Source organism: Nevskia sp. (genome assembly GCF_021732705.1).
Taxonomy (GTDB): domain Bacteria; phylum Pseudomonadota; class Gammaproteobacteria; order Nevskiales; family Nevskiaceae; genus Nevskia.
Window position 1 is genome coordinate 72,184 of record NZ_JAKFUM010000003.1, and the last position, 14,558, is coordinate 86,741.

The 14,558-nt window shown below is 67.4% G+C and carries 12 protein-coding genes; 9 read left to right on the forward strand and 3 right to left on the reverse strand.

What is annotated here, in order from left to right; translation table 11 throughout:
• Window positions 1–54: 54 nt before the first annotated feature.
• The 3 genes from QZ951_RS02665 (at window position 55) to QZ951_RS02675 (ending at window position 4,611) form a co-directional block, all read left to right on the forward strand.
• On the forward strand, window positions 55–1,365 hold the full coding sequence (locus QZ951_RS02665) for a YihY/virulence factor BrkB family protein (RefSeq protein ID WP_292998276.1): 1,311 nt from the start codon (window positions 55–57) through the stop codon (window positions 1,363–1,365).
• Between the two features lie 218 nt (window positions 1,366–1,583).
• Window positions 1,584–3,242: an AMP-binding protein gene (locus tag QZ951_RS02670; protein WP_292998278.1), complete on the forward strand. Its 1,659-nt coding sequence runs from the start codon at window positions 1,584–1,586 to the stop codon at window positions 3,240–3,242.
• 202 nt (window positions 3,243–3,444) lie between these two features.
• Entirely contained in the window at window positions 3,445–4,611 is a 1,167-nt protein-coding gene (locus QZ951_RS02675; RefSeq protein ID WP_292998280.1) for an OmpA family protein, read from the forward strand.
• A 265-nt stretch (window positions 4,612–4,876) separates the two neighbouring features.
• Here the strand turns inward: QZ951_RS02675 and QZ951_RS02680 are convergent, their stop codons facing one another.
• Both QZ951_RS02680 and QZ951_RS02685 read right to left on the reverse strand, forming a co-directional pair.
• Complete coding sequence (locus QZ951_RS02680; RefSeq protein ID WP_292998282.1) at window positions 4,877–6,658, reverse strand: patatin-like phospholipase family protein; 1,782 nt, start codon at window positions 6,656–6,658, stop codon at window positions 4,877–4,879.
• 119 nt (window positions 6,659–6,777) lie between these two features.
• Window positions 6,778–8,004, reverse strand: a complete 1,227-nt coding sequence (locus QZ951_RS02685) for a S8 family peptidase (RefSeq protein ID WP_292998284.1) — start codon at window positions 8,002–8,004, stop codon at window positions 6,778–6,780.
• A 277-nt stretch (window positions 8,005–8,281) separates the two neighbouring features.
• On the opposite strand from QZ951_RS02685, the gene QZ951_RS02690 reads away from it, so the two are divergent.
• A complete protein-coding gene (locus tag QZ951_RS02690) occupies window positions 8,282–9,082 on the forward strand; it encodes a methyltransferase domain-containing protein (protein ID WP_292998286.1) in 801 nt (266 codons plus the stop codon).
• Window positions 9,083–9,113: 31 nt separating this feature from the next.
• On the opposite strand, the gene QZ951_RS02695 is transcribed toward QZ951_RS02690, so the two are convergent.
• Window positions 9,114–10,025: a LysR family transcriptional regulator gene (locus QZ951_RS02695; RefSeq protein ID WP_292998288.1), complete on the reverse strand. Its 912-nt coding sequence runs from the start codon at window positions 10,023–10,025 to the stop codon at window positions 9,114–9,116.
• Window positions 10,026–10,146: 121 nt separating this feature from the next.
• Between QZ951_RS02695 and gtdA the strand changes: the two genes are divergently transcribed.
• The 5 genes from gtdA (at window position 10,147) to QZ951_RS02720 (ending at window position 14,503) form a co-directional block, all read left to right on the forward strand.
• Window positions 10,147–11,199 (forward strand): gentisate 1,2-dioxygenase, encoded by a 1,053-nt coding sequence (gene gtdA, locus QZ951_RS02700; protein ID WP_292998290.1) that lies wholly within the window; start codon window positions 10,147–10,149, stop codon window positions 11,197–11,199.
• A 23-nt stretch (window positions 11,200–11,222) separates the two neighbouring features.
• Entirely contained in the window at window positions 11,223–11,918 is a 696-nt protein-coding gene (locus QZ951_RS02705; RefSeq protein WP_292998292.1) for a fumarylacetoacetate hydrolase family protein, read from the forward strand.
• Window positions 11,919–12,000: 82 nt separating this feature from the next.
• On the forward strand, window positions 12,001–12,720 hold the full coding sequence (locus QZ951_RS02710) for an alpha/beta fold hydrolase (RefSeq protein ID WP_292998294.1): 720 nt from the start codon (window positions 12,001–12,003) through the stop codon (window positions 12,718–12,720).
• 32 nt (window positions 12,721–12,752) lie between these two features.
• Window positions 12,753–14,027: an aromatic ring-hydroxylating dioxygenase subunit alpha gene (locus QZ951_RS02715; protein ID WP_292998296.1), complete on the forward strand. Its 1,275-nt coding sequence runs from the start codon at window positions 12,753–12,755 to the stop codon at window positions 14,025–14,027.
• Window positions 14,024–14,503: an aromatic-ring-hydroxylating dioxygenase subunit beta gene (locus QZ951_RS02720; RefSeq protein WP_292998298.1), complete on the forward strand. Its 480-nt coding sequence runs from the start codon at window positions 14,024–14,026 to the stop codon at window positions 14,501–14,503. Before QZ951_RS02715 ends, QZ951_RS02720 begins: the two co-directional genes overlap by 4 nt.
• Window positions 14,504–14,558: the final 55 nt, after the last annotated feature.

A 14,558-nucleotide genomic window follows, 5' to 3' on the forward strand; every position in this document is an offset into this window, starting at 1 on the left:
GGTGCGGTCCGGCGCATGGACAGCGCCGGATCACGCCGCGACAATCGGGCGACCATGCTTCCCGATCCCTATCACCGCGTACACAGCTGGTTGTGGCTGCGCGAGCCGCAATCGGGCTGGGGTCGTCGACTGCTGACACCGGGCCGCTACGCGCTGGCGCTGCTGCGCGACCTGCTCGAAGGCGAACTGAGCCTGCGGGCGATGAGCCTCGTCTACACCACGCTGCTGTCGCTGGTGCCGCTGCTGGCGCTGGCGTTCTCGGTGCTGAAGGCCTTCGGCGTTCACAACTCGCTGGAGCCCGTGCTGGCGCAGGCGCTGCAGCCGTTGGGCGATCAGGCCAAGGTGGTCAGCGACAACATCATCGGCTTCGTCGACAACATTCAGGTCAGCGTGCTTGGCGGCATCGGCATCTTCCTGCTGCTGTACACCTCGGTATCGATGATTTCGAAGATCGAGGCCAGCTTCAATTTCATCTGGAAACTCAATCAAGAGCGTGGCTTCACCCAGCGCTTCGGCGAATACCTGTCGGTGCTGCTGATCGGCCCGGTGCTGGTGTTCACGGCGATCGCGCTGACCGCGTCGCTACGGTCGAGCACTGTGGTCACGACCCTGGCGCAGTACGAGCCGTTCGGCACCACGATCCTGCTGGTGACCAAGCTCGCACCGTATGTGCTGATCGTTGCCGCGCTGACCTTCATCTACAGCTTCATCCCGAACACGCGCGTGCTGTTCCGGGCCGCGGCGGCCGGCGGCCTGTTCGCCGGGATCGCGTGGGAAAGCGCCAGCATCGGTTTCGCCCGCTTCGTCGCCGGCGCCTCGAGCTACAGCGCGATCTACTCTGGCTTCGCGATCGTCATTATCCTGCTGATCTGGCTGTACGTCAGCTGGGTCATCGTGCTGTTCGGATGCCGGCTGGCGTTCTACATCCAGCATCCACGCCATCTGTCCGGGCCAGTCACGGCGGTGCCGCCGGCCAGCCGCGAATCGGAATTCCTGCCGCTGCGGGTGATGATGCTCGTCGTCCGACGGTTTCAGGCGGGCCAACCACCGCTGACCATCGATGAAGTTGAACGCGCGCTCGCCGTCAATGGCGACCGCTTGCAGCGGGCGCTGCAGCTGCTTGCGGATTGCGGCGTGCTGACCGAAGCGAGCCCGGGCCGCAAGCTGCTGCCGGCGCGCGATCCGGCGTCGTACACCGTCGCGGAGCTGTGGCTGTGGTGTCGCGGGCCGGCACCGGAAGTGCGCGGCGATGATGTCGACGATCGGCAACTGCTCGGCCTGCTTCGAGACGCGGAGCTGGCCGGCAGCCGGGTCGGCAGTCCGACTTTCGCGCAGTGGCTGGGCGTGCCTGACGCGGCCCGCTGACCGCAGCGGCACAGCCGGCATCGAGGACCCGGCCTTCAGCGTGGGCGCGGCCAGAGCCAAGGCTGGCGAACGGATGTTTCTGTAATCTTGTCGAATATGCAGCAGAAAGCCGCTGGTACGACGGCTGAACACTCACGGTGCGGACGGCAGAGGCATTGATCATGGCGAAGCGGACAGACTCGGCCGGCGCAGTCCGCGCGGACGTTGACGATCACTCGATGCCGCGAGTCTGGCTCGATCAGTACATGGCCGGCGTTCCATCGGACATCGATCCGACGGCTTTTCCATCGCTCGCCGCAGTGATCGACCGCGCCTGCGAACGGTTCCGGGAACTGCCCGCGTTCGAGAACATGGGCACGGTGCTGAGCTACGACGATGTCGACCGCCTGTCGCAGGATTTCGCGTCGTATCTGCAGAACGTCGTTGGCCTGAACATCGGCGACCGCGTCGCGGTGATGATGCCGAACCTGCTGCAGTACCCGGTTGCCGTCTTCGGCATCGTTCGCGCCGGGCTGGTCGTGGTCAACGTCAACCCGCTGTACACCCCGCGCGAGCTGGAGCACCAGCTCAAGGATTCCGGCGCGCGCGCGATCGTGATCATCGAGAACTACGCCCACACGCTGGATCAGGTGCTGGCCGCCACCCCACTGGAGGTGGTGATCACCACGCAGATCGGCGATCTGCTGCCGTTCCCGAAAAGCGCACTGACCAACTTCGTGGTCAAGCGCGTCAGGAAGCTGGTGCCGGCGTGGAAACTGCCGGGCAGCGTGCCGTTCCGCACGACGCTGGCCCGCGGCCGCGCCCAGCCCTATCACCGCGTTCAGCTGACGCAGGACGATGTCGCCTTCCTGCAATACACCGGCGGCACCACCGGCCTGTCGAAGGGCGCGACGCTGAGTCACGGCAACATGGTTGCCAATCTGCTGCAGATGCACGCGTGGATCGGCCCGAAGCTCGACGAAGGTTCGGACATCGTCATCACGGCGCTGCCGCTGTACCACATCTTCGCGCTGACCGTTAATTGCATGCTGTTCCTGCATGTTGGCGGCAAGAACATCCTGATCACCAACCCGCGCGACATGCCGGCCTTCGTTGCCGAACTGGCGCGCAGCCGCTTCACCGCCTTCACCGGCGTGAACACGCTGTTCAACGGGCTGCTGCACACGCCCGGCTTCGATCGCATCGATTTCTCGGGCCTGAAGTTCACCGTCGGTGGCGGTGCCGCCGTCCAGCAGAGCGTGGCCGAGCAGTGGAAGGCCGTCACCGGGGTCGGCCTGACTGAAGGCTACGGCCTGTCCGAAACCTCGCCGGCCGTCTGTTTCTCGCCGATGGACAAGCCGGACTGGAACGGCACGATCGGCGTGCCGATGCCGTCGACCTGGGTCTCGCTGCGCGACGACGATGGCCACGAGGTCGCCACCGGCGCGCCCGGCGAGTTGTGCGTGCGCGGTCCGCAGGTCATGCGCGGCTACTGGAACAAGCCGGACGAGAACCGGAAAGCGTTCACCGCCGACGGCTTCCTGAAAACCGGCGACATCGCCACGGTCGATGCGCGAGGCTACTTCCGCATCGTCGATCGCAAGAAGGACATGATCCTGGTGTCCGGCTTCAACGTCTTCCCGAACGAGATCGAGAACGTCGTCGCGTTGCACCCCGGCGTGCTCGAGTGCGCCTGCATCGGCATTCCGGATCCGAAGACCGGCGAAGCGGTGAAGGTGTTCGTCGTGCGCAAGGACCAGACGCTCGACGCCGAGACCCTGCGCGAGCACTGCAAGCGGAATCTGACCGGCTACAAGGTTCCGAAGGCGATCGAGTTCCGCGACGCATTACCGAAATCTAATGTTGGCAAGATCCTGCGGAAGGAACTGCGGGGCTGAGCCCCGCATGACTCCGACCGTGACCGTCAGCGCCGTCGTCGACGGCGCGGCGGGGAACGCCGGCAGGCCCAATGTTTGCCTGTGCATGACGCCGCACTTATGCTCGGGATCGGGCAGGAAGCGCCCGATAGCGTCGTTTTGACGTTATCATTCAATTTGTGACGGTTTTACCCTACACAAAAAACAAACAGGAGTTTTCGCAATGAGAAACATCGCTCTTGCGCTCGTGCTCGGTCTCGGAGTGTCGCAGGCCGTGGTGGCCGCTGACTTCTCGAAGAACGCATACGGCGCCGTACTTGGCACGTATGTGCTTCCGGATGATTCGCGCGATGCCAAGTACGGAATCGGCGGTTCGATCGTGTTCTACGGCAAGCCGATCGCTGAGCATCTGAACATCGAATTCGGCGGCTTCGGCAACACGCTGCGCCGCGACTCCGACCGAGGGACCGACACCCAGTTCGGCCTCGGCATCGATTTTCTCGTTCCGCTGGTCAAGGGCCCGATCAGCCCGTTCCTGCTGGCCGGTGCCGGCGGCGTGCGCGAGCAGCTGAACACCAGCGCCGACGTCGACAGCATCAACCCGTACCTGAACGTGGGTGGCGGCGTGCTGTTCGCGATCACCGATCGCCTGTCGGCCCGTGCCGAAGCCCGCTGGCTGAACGTGTTCAACAACGGCGCCTACCCGACCGAGGACAACCTCGGCGATGCCCGCTTCGGCCTCGGCATCCAGTACGCATTCGGCCAGCCGTACACTCCGCCGCCGCCGCCGGCTGCCCCGGTTCCGCCACCGCCGCCGCCGGTCGTGGCTCCGCCGGCCGACAGCGATGGTGACGGCGTGCCGGATACCCGCGACAAGTGCCCGAACACGCCGAAGGGCGTCAAGGTCGATGCCGACGGCTGCCCGCTCGACACCGATGGTGACGGCGTGCCGGATTACCTCGACAAGTGCCCGGGCACTCCGAAGGGCTTCAAGGTCGACGCCGAGGGCTGCATCATCGAGCAGACCATCGTCCTCCGCGGTGTGAACTTCGAGTACGACAAGGACCAGCTGACTGCGGAAGCGAAGGGCATTCTCGATGCCGTCGTCCCGGGCCTGACCTCGCAGCCGAAGCTGACGCTCGAAATCGGCGGTCACACCGACTCGCGCGGCACCGATGCCTACAACAAGTCGCTGTCGCAGCGCCGCGCCAACTCGGTCAAGGCCTACCTGATCGAGAAGGGCGTCAGCAGCGAGCGTCTGGCAGCCGTCGGTTACGGCGAAGCCAAGCCGATCGCCGACAACAAGACCGACGAAGGTCGCGCCGAGAACCGTCGCGTCGAGTTCCAGGTCCTGAACAAGCCGCTGACGGTGAAGGTCATCAAGAAGTAAGACCTTCCGCCTCCAGCGGTCGCTGAACCAGCGGCGCCGGACGAAAGTCCGGCGCCGTTTTTTTGTGCCCGACCGATGTACGACGCAACGGCGAACGCGCCGCCTCGCACGACGGCGGCCGGGCGGGGGCGCTGGACCGACGCCGTTCGGCACGGTGCGACTCGGTGCTGACTCGGTGCCGACTCGGGACGACGGCCTCAGGCCGGCAGGCCTTGCGCACGCCCGGCCGACGCTGGAGTCGCCGGGCTGCGGTGCTGCGCCAGCCTCAGCGAACGATGCGGGCGTCGAACCCGGCCAGCGCCTTCTGCGCCTGTCGGTAGCCGCGTTCGATCACTTCGTCGATCCGCTTCCAGTCGAACAGGCCGATGCCGGAGACCGGCATCCGCAGGTACAGATCGGCGCGCGCGGCGCGCGCGCGGGTGCCGCTTTCGCTGGTCAGCGTCGCGCTGCGAAACAGGATGTCGGCCAGGGTCAGCGACGGGCCATCGCGCGAGCTGCGGCGCAGCAGCGCTTCCGGATCCGGGCCTTCGACGCCGGGCATCGACAGTCCGCCTTCGGTCGAGACATCGGACGCGATGATCGGTCCTCGGCCGGCGGCCTGCATGATGTCGGTCGGCAGGCTGTTGGTGATCGCGCCATCGGCCAGCAGGTCACCGTTCCAGACCACCGGCGGCGCCACGCCGGGCACCGCCATGCTGGTACCGATCCACAGCGCCAGCGAACCTTCGCGGTGGACCACGGCCGCGCCACGCGTGAGATTGGTGCTGACGCAGAAATATGACAGCGGCAGTTCCTCGATCATCCGCTCGCCGAAGATCGCCCGCAGACGGGTGCTGAAGCGCCGGCCGCGGATCAGCGAGACGCGCGGCAGCACGAAATCATTCAGGAAGTTCTGCTGGACGAAGGTCTCGCCAGCGACGCGGCGCAGTTCGCGGCTGTCGGCGCCGCAGGCCAGCAGCGCACCGAAGAAGGCGCCCATGCTGGTGCCGCCGATCAGGTCGATCGGCAGCTTCGCTTCTTCCAGCGCCCGCACCAGTCCGATGTGCGCGAAGCCGCGCGCACCGCCACCGCCGAGCACGAGGCCGATCGCCCGCCCGCTGAGCAGCCGCGCCAGTCGCGCGTGATCGTCACTGCGCCACGGCTGGATGAAGTGATGGGCGTCGAGCTCGCAGTGCTGGCGCCAGTCGCGCAGCGTGCCGGCGGCGAGGGCAATGCCGTCGGCCTGCATCACCAGTTCCACCGGCGTGCGCAGATGCAGGTTGCGCAGCATCGACGGCACCGGGCTGTCGAGCATGCGTGAATCGGCGTCGGCCACGATCAGCACGCGATCGGCCTGACGCATGCAGCGTTCGCTCCAGGCGCTGGGCTGCGTCGACGCGCAGTACAGCAGACGATGGCCCTGCGCTTCCTGTTTCGACAGCCAGTCGAGCAGGCGCTGGTTGCCGTCGTCGTCGTCGATCGGCGTGTTCGCGGCCCCGGCGCCGAGGGCGTCATCGACGGCGGCCGCATCGATCAGCGTCGGCGTCTCGCCCTGCTTCTCCAGCGCGTCGGACAGGCGCTCGGCGAAGCGGCGCAGCGCGATGCCGGGGTGAGCCGGCACCAGCGCCAGCGCGGGACGGGTCGACACGGCATTGCCGCCTGCCGGTCGCTGGTTCTGGCGCAGCCGGCCGATCAGCACGCGGGTGATCGCCAGCATCGCCGATGGATGGGCCTTGATGAAATCGAGCAGGTCGTCGCGATGGATGCGCAGCAGCACGCTGTCGCGCAGCGCGTAGACCTCGCCGCTGCGCGGCTCGTCGGTCATCACGCTGATCTCGCCGATCGGCTCCAGTCGCGAGATGTCGCCGGCAACGGTGCCATCGGCGCGCAGCGCCCGCAGGCGGCCGGTGACGACGATGTACAGGCAATCGGCCGGGGCGCCGGCAACGAACAGCAACTCGCCGCCGGCGACATTCTGCCGGCGGAACCGGGTGGTAAGCTGCGCCAGCGCCGTCGGGTCGAGATCCGCGAACAGTCCGCACTGCGCCAGCGTTGCCGCTACGTCCATGAGCCCTCGTTCGTCATGACAGTCAGCGTGCCGGCATCGAGGTCGGCATCGCCTGCAAGACTAACGGGACGCGCAACAAAAAGGCGCGCCGAAGCGCGCCTCCTTGCCCGCCGCCAGACTCAGCGCGCGACGTACAGCAGCACGTTCGGCGAAGCCGCACCCGGCGACGTGACGATGCCGAGCGTGGCATCGCCCAGCAGGCGGTCGGTGACCGCAGCCGGGGTCAGCGTCGGGTTCGCGCCGCGGATGATCGCGGCGGCGCCGGCGACATGCGGCGACGACATCGAAGTGCCGCTGAGCACCACGGTGCCGGAGTTGCTGGTGCTCGATGCCGAGGTGATGCTGACGCCCGGGCCGAACAGGTCGACGCAGCTGCCGAAGTTCGAGAACGACGCGCGGGTGTCGGTATTGTCGGTCGCGCCGACGGTGATGCCGGCCGGCGTGCGGCCCGGCGACTGGCCGCAGGCATCGGCATTGTCGTTGCCGGCCGACAGGGCATAGACCACGCCGGCCGCTATCGAATTGCTGACCGCCGTGTCGAGCGCTGCCGATGCGCCGCCACCGAGCGACATGTTGGCCACGGCCGGGGCAATGTGGTTCGCCGTCACCCAGTCCACGCCTGCGATGACGCCGGCATTGGTGCCGCTGCCGTTGCAGCCGAGCACGCGCACCGGATGCAGCGTCGCCCGCTTGGCCACGCCATACAGCGTGCCGACGGCGGTGCCGGCGACATGCGTGCCGTGGCCGTTGCAGTCGGTCGTGTTCTCCGGATCGGTGCGACCGAACAGCCCGAGCAGCGTGCGGTTGTTCGGGGCGAAGTTCTGGCCCGGCGCCACGCGGCCGGCGAAATCGGTATGCGCGGCGTTCAGGCCGGTATCGATCACGTAGACATGGCTGCCGAGGCCGGCCGACGCCGGATAAATGTACAGGCCATCCATCGGGCGGCTGCGCTGGTCGACGCGGTCCAGCCCCCAGGTCGCATTGGTCTGGGTCGTGGTCTCGGCATTCGCCGTCATCACCTGATCCTGCTCGACCAGGGCCACGCCCGGCTGCGCGGCCAGCGCGTCGGCCTGCACGCGGGTCATGCGTGCGGCGAAGCCGAGCAGCGCATGTTCGTACTGCGCGACGATCTCGGCGCCGCCGACGCGGGTCACCAGCGTCTGCACCAGTGCGCCGAGCCCCTGACGACGGGCCGGCTCGGCCATCGTCGCGCGATCGAGCACGACGATGTACTGATTCGGAATGGCGACGGCGGCCGCCACCTGGGTCACCGGCGCGGCCGATGCCGCGCCTGCGGTCCCGAGCATGGCCAGCGCTGCGGCGAGCCGGATTCTTGAAGTCTTCATCCTGTCTTCTCCTTGGAACTGATCGCGTCCCGCGAGTGAACGAACGTTTCGCCCGCGTCGTGACCGTCGATGCTGCGCGATGGCTTCGGATCGAACAACTCAACAAAACCACGCATTGCGCGCGGGCTTGTTCCGGATCAATCGTGAAATATGGTGGCGATTGTCAGGTTTCAGTCAAAACAGGTGACAATCAGTCAATCATCCGCCCAACAACCTGCGGCGGTTCGCCAGCCCGGACGAGGGCAGGGTGACCGCCGGCCACTCCGGACCCGTCGCCATGCACGATCCCGCCCGCTACCGCCCGACCGAGCGCTTCGGCGACCGCGTCGACGACTACCGTCGCACTCGCCCCGGCTACCCGCCGGCGCTGACGCAATGGCTGATGCACGAAGCGGCACTTGCACCGGGCGCCGTGGTGGCCGACCTCGGCTCCGGTACCGGCCTGCTGACGCGCGATCTGCTCGCCGCCGGCCTGCGCGTGCACGCGGTGGAGCCGAATGCGCCGATGCGCGCTTCAGCCGAACAGGATCTCGGCCGCCACGCCGGCTTCAGTAGCCATGACGGCACGGCCGAGTCGACCGGGCTCGATACCGGCAGCGTCGACCTGATCACCGCCGCGCAGGCCTATCACTGGTTCGTGCCGGCCGAGGCCCGGCGCGAGGCGCAGCGCATCCTGAAGCCAGGCGGGCAGGCGGCGCTGATCTGGAATGTCCGCCGCATCGACACGCCGTTCGCGCAGGCCTACGAAGACCTGCTGATGACCCGCTGTCCGGACTACGCCGCCGGCCAGCCGCATCAGGCCTCGATCGGCGAGATCAGCCTGTTCTTCGGCACGACCGTGCCGCGCGAGGTCCGCTTCGACTACACGCAGCAGTTCGATTTCGACGGCCTGCGCGGCCGTCTGCTGTCATCGAGCTACACGCCGAAGGCCGGCGATCCGGCGCGTGAAACCGTGCTGACCGCGCTGCGCGCGGTCTTCGAGGCTCATCAGCAGGACGGCGTCGTCGCGTTCGACTACGACACCCGCGCTTATCTCGCCCCGATGCACGACCCCATGCACGACCCGATGCACGACTGAACCTCGGGGTAACGCGCGGTCGCGCGGGCGCTCAGTCCGCCGCCACCGCATGCAGCGCCAGGATGCGCTCGCGCAGCCAGCGGTTGGCCGGATCGCGGTGTGCCTTGGCATGCCAGAACAGGCTGATCGCGATGTCCGGAATCGTTGCCGGATGCCGGACGCTGACCAGCCCGAACGGCGCGCAGACGGTGTCGGCAAAGCGCTCCGGCACGGTCGCGATCATGTCGCTGCCGGCGAGGATGTGGCCGACGGCGACGAAATGCGGCAGCCGCAGCCGGATGGTGCGTGCCACGCCGTTGCGCTCGAGCAGCTCGTCGACCTTGCCGTGCCCGGTGCCGGCCGACATCACCACCACGTGCTCGGCAGACGAGAACTCCTTCAGCGTGATCGCGCGCTTGTCCAGCCGATGGCCGCGGCGCAGCAGGCAGACATAGCGCTGGCTGAACAGCTTGCGCTGGAAGAATCCGCCCTTGAGCTGCGGCAGCAGGCCCAGCGCTAGATCGACCTGACCGGCCTCCATCGCATCGCGCAGGTTCACCGCCGTATTGCGCACTGTGCTGATCGCAAGCTTCGGTGCTTCCCGCGCCAGCGCTTCCATCAGCCGTGGCAGGAAATAGATCTCGCCGATGTCGGTCATGCCGATGGTGAACGCGCGCTCGCTGGTGGCCGGATCGAACTGCGCGCGCTGGTTCACCGCCGAGTGCAGCAGGCCCAATGCGGTGGCCACCGGCTCCGCCAGCTGCTCGGCGAACGGCGTCGGTGCCATGCCGGAGGACGTGCGCAGGAACAGCTCGTCGCCCAGCAGCCGGCGCAGCCGCGCCAGGGCATTGCTGACCGCGGGCTGGGTCAGCCCGAGCGATTCCGCGGCGCGCGAGACACGACGCTCGATCAGCAGCTGGTTGAACACCACCAGCAGGTTCAGGTCGATGTCCTTCAACTGCATGGCCGCTCTCCCGTGCCCGGCGTCATTCACAGTGGTGATGCTTCGTATTCATCGAATTCTATTGGCTGATGGCCGGCTTGCGGCAATCATCGGCGCACTCCGCTGACGGGATTCCACCGGCATGTCGCTGTCCGCCACCGACGCCACCACGCTCGAACGCCGTCGCGCGTACTACGCGCGCATTGCCGAGCACGGCCTGACGCCGCTGTGGGAAGTGCTTGGCGCGCTGGTGCCGCCGCAGCCGCGACCGAAGGCGGTGGCGCAGCACTGGCGCTACGCGGAACTGCGCGAGCACGTGCTCGAAGCCGGCCGCGTGATCACGGCGGCCGAAGCCGAACGCCGCGTGCTGATTCTCGAGAACCCCGGTCTGCAGGGGCAGTCGTGCATCACGCCGTCGCTGTACGCGGGGCTGCAGCTGATCCTGCCCGGCGAGGTCGCGCCGGCGCACCGCCACACACAGTCCGCGTTGCGGCTGGTGCTCGACGGCGAGGGCGCCTACACCGCGGTCGACGGCGAACGCACGACGATGCGCCGTGGCGATTTCATCATCACCCCGGCCTGGACCTTCCACGATCACGGCAATCCGGGTGATCAGCCGGTGGTCTGGCTCGACGGCCTGGACATCCCGACCGTGCGCTTCTTCGACGCCGGCTTTGCCGAGAAGCTCGCCGCCGAAAGCCAGACCGCGATCCGCCCCGAAGGCGATGCGCTGGCCCGCTACGGCTCGAACCTGCTGCCGATGGACTACGCCCCGGCACCGGCCGCACCGACCAAGGTCTTCGTCTATCCGCATGCGAAGACCCGTGCCGCGATGCAGGCGATTGCCGCGGCCGGCCACCCGGACCCGCACCTGGCGCACAAGCTGCGCTACGTCAATCCGGCCACCGGCGCCTCGCCGATGCCGACGATCGGCGCCTGCACGCAATGGCTGCCGGCGGGCTTCGAGACGCAGCCGCTGCGCAGCACCGACGCCACCGTTCACGTCTGCCTCGAAGGCAGCGGCGAGGCGTATATCGACGAGCGGACGACGTTCCGCTTCGCCGAGAACGATGTCTTCGTCGTGCCGTCGTGGCAGTCGCTGCGCCTGCGCGCGAACCGCGACACGATGCTGTTCAGCTTTTCCGACCGCCCGATGCAGCAGGCGCTCGGCCTGTGGCGCGAACAGCGGCTCTGATCCCGCCACCGTCCCTCCTGACCATGTCCTACGTCATCCCGCCGCCTGCTCCGCGTTCGCTCGCCATTCACGGCAGCCGCGACCGTTTCCCGGTCAATCGCATCTTCTGCGTTGGCCGCAACTACGCCGCCCACGCCCGCGAGATGGGGCGCGATCCGGACCGCGAAGCGCCGTTCTTCTTCATGAAGCCGGCGCAGGCCGCGGTCGATGCCAGCGTGCCGGCGACCATCCCGTACCCGCCGCGCACGAACAACTTCCATCACGAGGTCGAACTGGTCGTGGCGATCGAGAAAGGCGGGGCCGACATCCGCGTCGAGACCGCGCTGAGCCACGTCTACGGCTACGCCATCGGCCTCGACATGACGCGCCGTGACCTGCAGCTCGAAGCGCGCGACAAGGGCCGGCCATGGGAGTTTGGCAAGGCTTTCGCCGCGTCGGCCCCGATCGGCGCGATCCACCGCGCGGCCGATATCGGCCATCCCGAACACGCGCAGATCGCGCTGACGGTCAACGGCCAGCCGCGGCAGTCCTCGGACATCGACAAGCTGATCTGGTCGGTCGCCGAATCGATCGCACAGCTGTCGATGTACGAGGCTCTGGAACCGGGCGATCTGATCATGACCGGCACGCCGGAAGGCGTGGGCCCGGTCAAGCCGGGCGATGTCATGGTCGGCAGCATCGCTGGCCTCGGCAGCATCGAAGTACGCGTCGCGAATTGATGGTCGGGCGAGCCCGCCTTCAGCCACAGCGTCGTTCCCGCCTGCGCGGGCGTGACGGCAATGAGAACGAGAGGAGAAAGCGATGGCCACCTACGTCCTGATCCACGGTGCCTGGCATGGCGGCTGGTGCTGGCGCGACGTCGCGAGGACGCTGCGTGCCGCCGGCCACACCGTGTTCACGCCGACCCTGACCGGCAACGGCGAAAGCCGTCACCTCGGTGGCGAGCGGATCACGCTCGAAACCCACACGCTCGACGCGCTCGGCGTGTTCGCGGCTGAAGAACTGGAGGAGGTGATTCTCGTCGGCCATTCCTACGGCGGCATGGTCATCACCGCGGCTGCGGATCGCATCGCGTCGAAGATCAGGCGTCTGGTCTATCTCGATGCCTTCGTGCCGGCGCACGGCGAGACCCTCGTCGACTGCATCCAGCGCAACCTGCCGCCGGAGGTCGCGGCGATCTATCGCCATCACTTCCATCAGGCGCGCGAGCACGGCGGACTGGTGCCGCCGATTCCGGGCGCGATGTTCGGCCAGACGCCGGCCACCACCGCGTGGATGGAACGCCAGTGCAATCCGCAGTCGCTCGCCACGTTCCAGTACCCAGCTTTGCTGACCGGTGCCGCCGCGGCGATTCCGCGCACCTACATCTCGGCCGATGGCTGGCAGCCGAGCCCGTTTCAGGCGCAGGCCGCGGCGATCGACGGCCAGCCGGGCTGGCAGCTCGAACGCCTGCCCGGCGGGCACTGCCTGATGATGGACATGCCGGCGGAGCTGTCCGCGCTGCTTGCGGCGCTGGCCTGAGCAAGCGCCGGGATCGCCCGAGAGACCGCCCGATGAACGCGTCCATCCCGCTGTCCGATCTGGTGTCGACCGCAAGCCCGCCGCTGAACTGGGAAAGCGGCACCAGTCGCATTCCGTTCGCGGTGTACAACGACCCGGCGCTGCACGCGCGGGAGTTGCAGCGCTTCTTCTACGAGCAGCACTGGTGCTATGTCGGGCTGGAAGCGGAAATCCCGAATCCGGGCGACTACAAGCGCACGGAAATCGGCGAACGCTCGGTGATCCTCGTGCGGGCGCTCGATGGCGCCATTCACGTGGTCGAGAACGCCTGCGCCCATCGCGGGGTCGCGTTCTGCCGCGCGCGCAGCGGCAATGCGCAGGCCTTCGTTTGCCCGTACCACCAGTGGAACTACGCGCTCGATGGCCGCCTGCGCGGCGTGCCGATGCGCCACGGCGTGAAGCGCGATGGCGTGGCGCAGGGCGGCATGCCGGTCGACTTCAACCTGGCCGATCACGGCCTGACCCGGCTCAAGGTCGCCACCCGCGGCGGGGTCGTGTTCGCGTCGTTCGATCACGACATCGAGCCGTTCGAGGATTTCCTCGGGCCCGACATCCTGCGCTACTTCGATCGGCTGTTCGACGGCCGGCGCCTGACCATCCTCGGCTACAACCGCCAGCGGATTCCGGGCAACTGGAAGCTGATGCAGGAGAACATCAAGGACCCGTATCACCCGGGCCTGCTGCACACCTGGTTCGTGACCTTCGGGCTGTGGCGCGCCGACAACGAATCGCGCCTGGTGATGGACCGCCACCACCGCCATGCGGCAATGATTTCGACGCGCGGCAATGCCGGCAAGGTGTCGGAAGTGTCGCAGGTGTCGAGCTTCAAGCAGACCATGCGCCTGCACGACCCGCGCTTTCTCGACATCGTTCCGGAGCCCTGGTGGAACGGGCCGACGGCGGTGATGACCACGCTGTTCCCGAGCGTGATCCTGCAGCAGCAGGTCAACAGTGTCTCGACCCGGCAGATCGTGCCGGATGACCACGGCCACTTCGACTTCGTCTGGACCCACTTCGGCTTCGAGGACGACACGCCGGAGATGACCGAGCGCCGGCTGCGGCAAGCCAACCTGTTCGGCCCGGCCGGTTTTGTCTCGGCCGACGATGGCGAAGTGATCGAATTCTCGCAGCAGACCTTCGAAGCGAAGCGTGGCCACCGCACCGTGGCCGAACTCGGCGGCCGTGACGTCGGCAACACCGACCACATGGTCACCGAGACGCTGATTCGCGGCATGTACCGCTACTGGCGCGCGGTGATCGAACGATGAGCGCGCTCGGCTTCGACGACTGGTACGCGCTGACCCAACTCTACGCCGACTACGCCAGCGCCGTCGATTCCGGCGACTGGGACTTGTGGCCGGAATTCTTCACCGACGATTGCGTCTATCGCCTGCAGCCGCGCGAGAACTTTGAGCGCGGCCTGCCGCTCGCGACCCTACGTTTCGAAAGCAAGGGCATGCTGAAGGACCGCGTCTACGGCATCCGCGAAACCCTGTTCCACGATCCGTACTACCAGCGCCACATCGTCGGCACGCCGGTGATCCGCAAGCTCGACGGCGATCGCATTCACGCCGAAGCGAACTACGCGGTGATCCGCACCAAGCTGTCCGCGCTGTCGACCGTGTTCAACGCCGGCCGCACGCTCGACGAGATCGTCCGCACGCCGGCCGGCTTCAAGTTCGCGTCGCGGCTGGTGATCTACGACAGCGAGATGATTCCAAACTCGATCATCTATCCGATCTGAACGCTGAGTTGGGTGGCTGACAGGGCCGCTGCCCGCGCTTGGCCGTTCGGCGGCA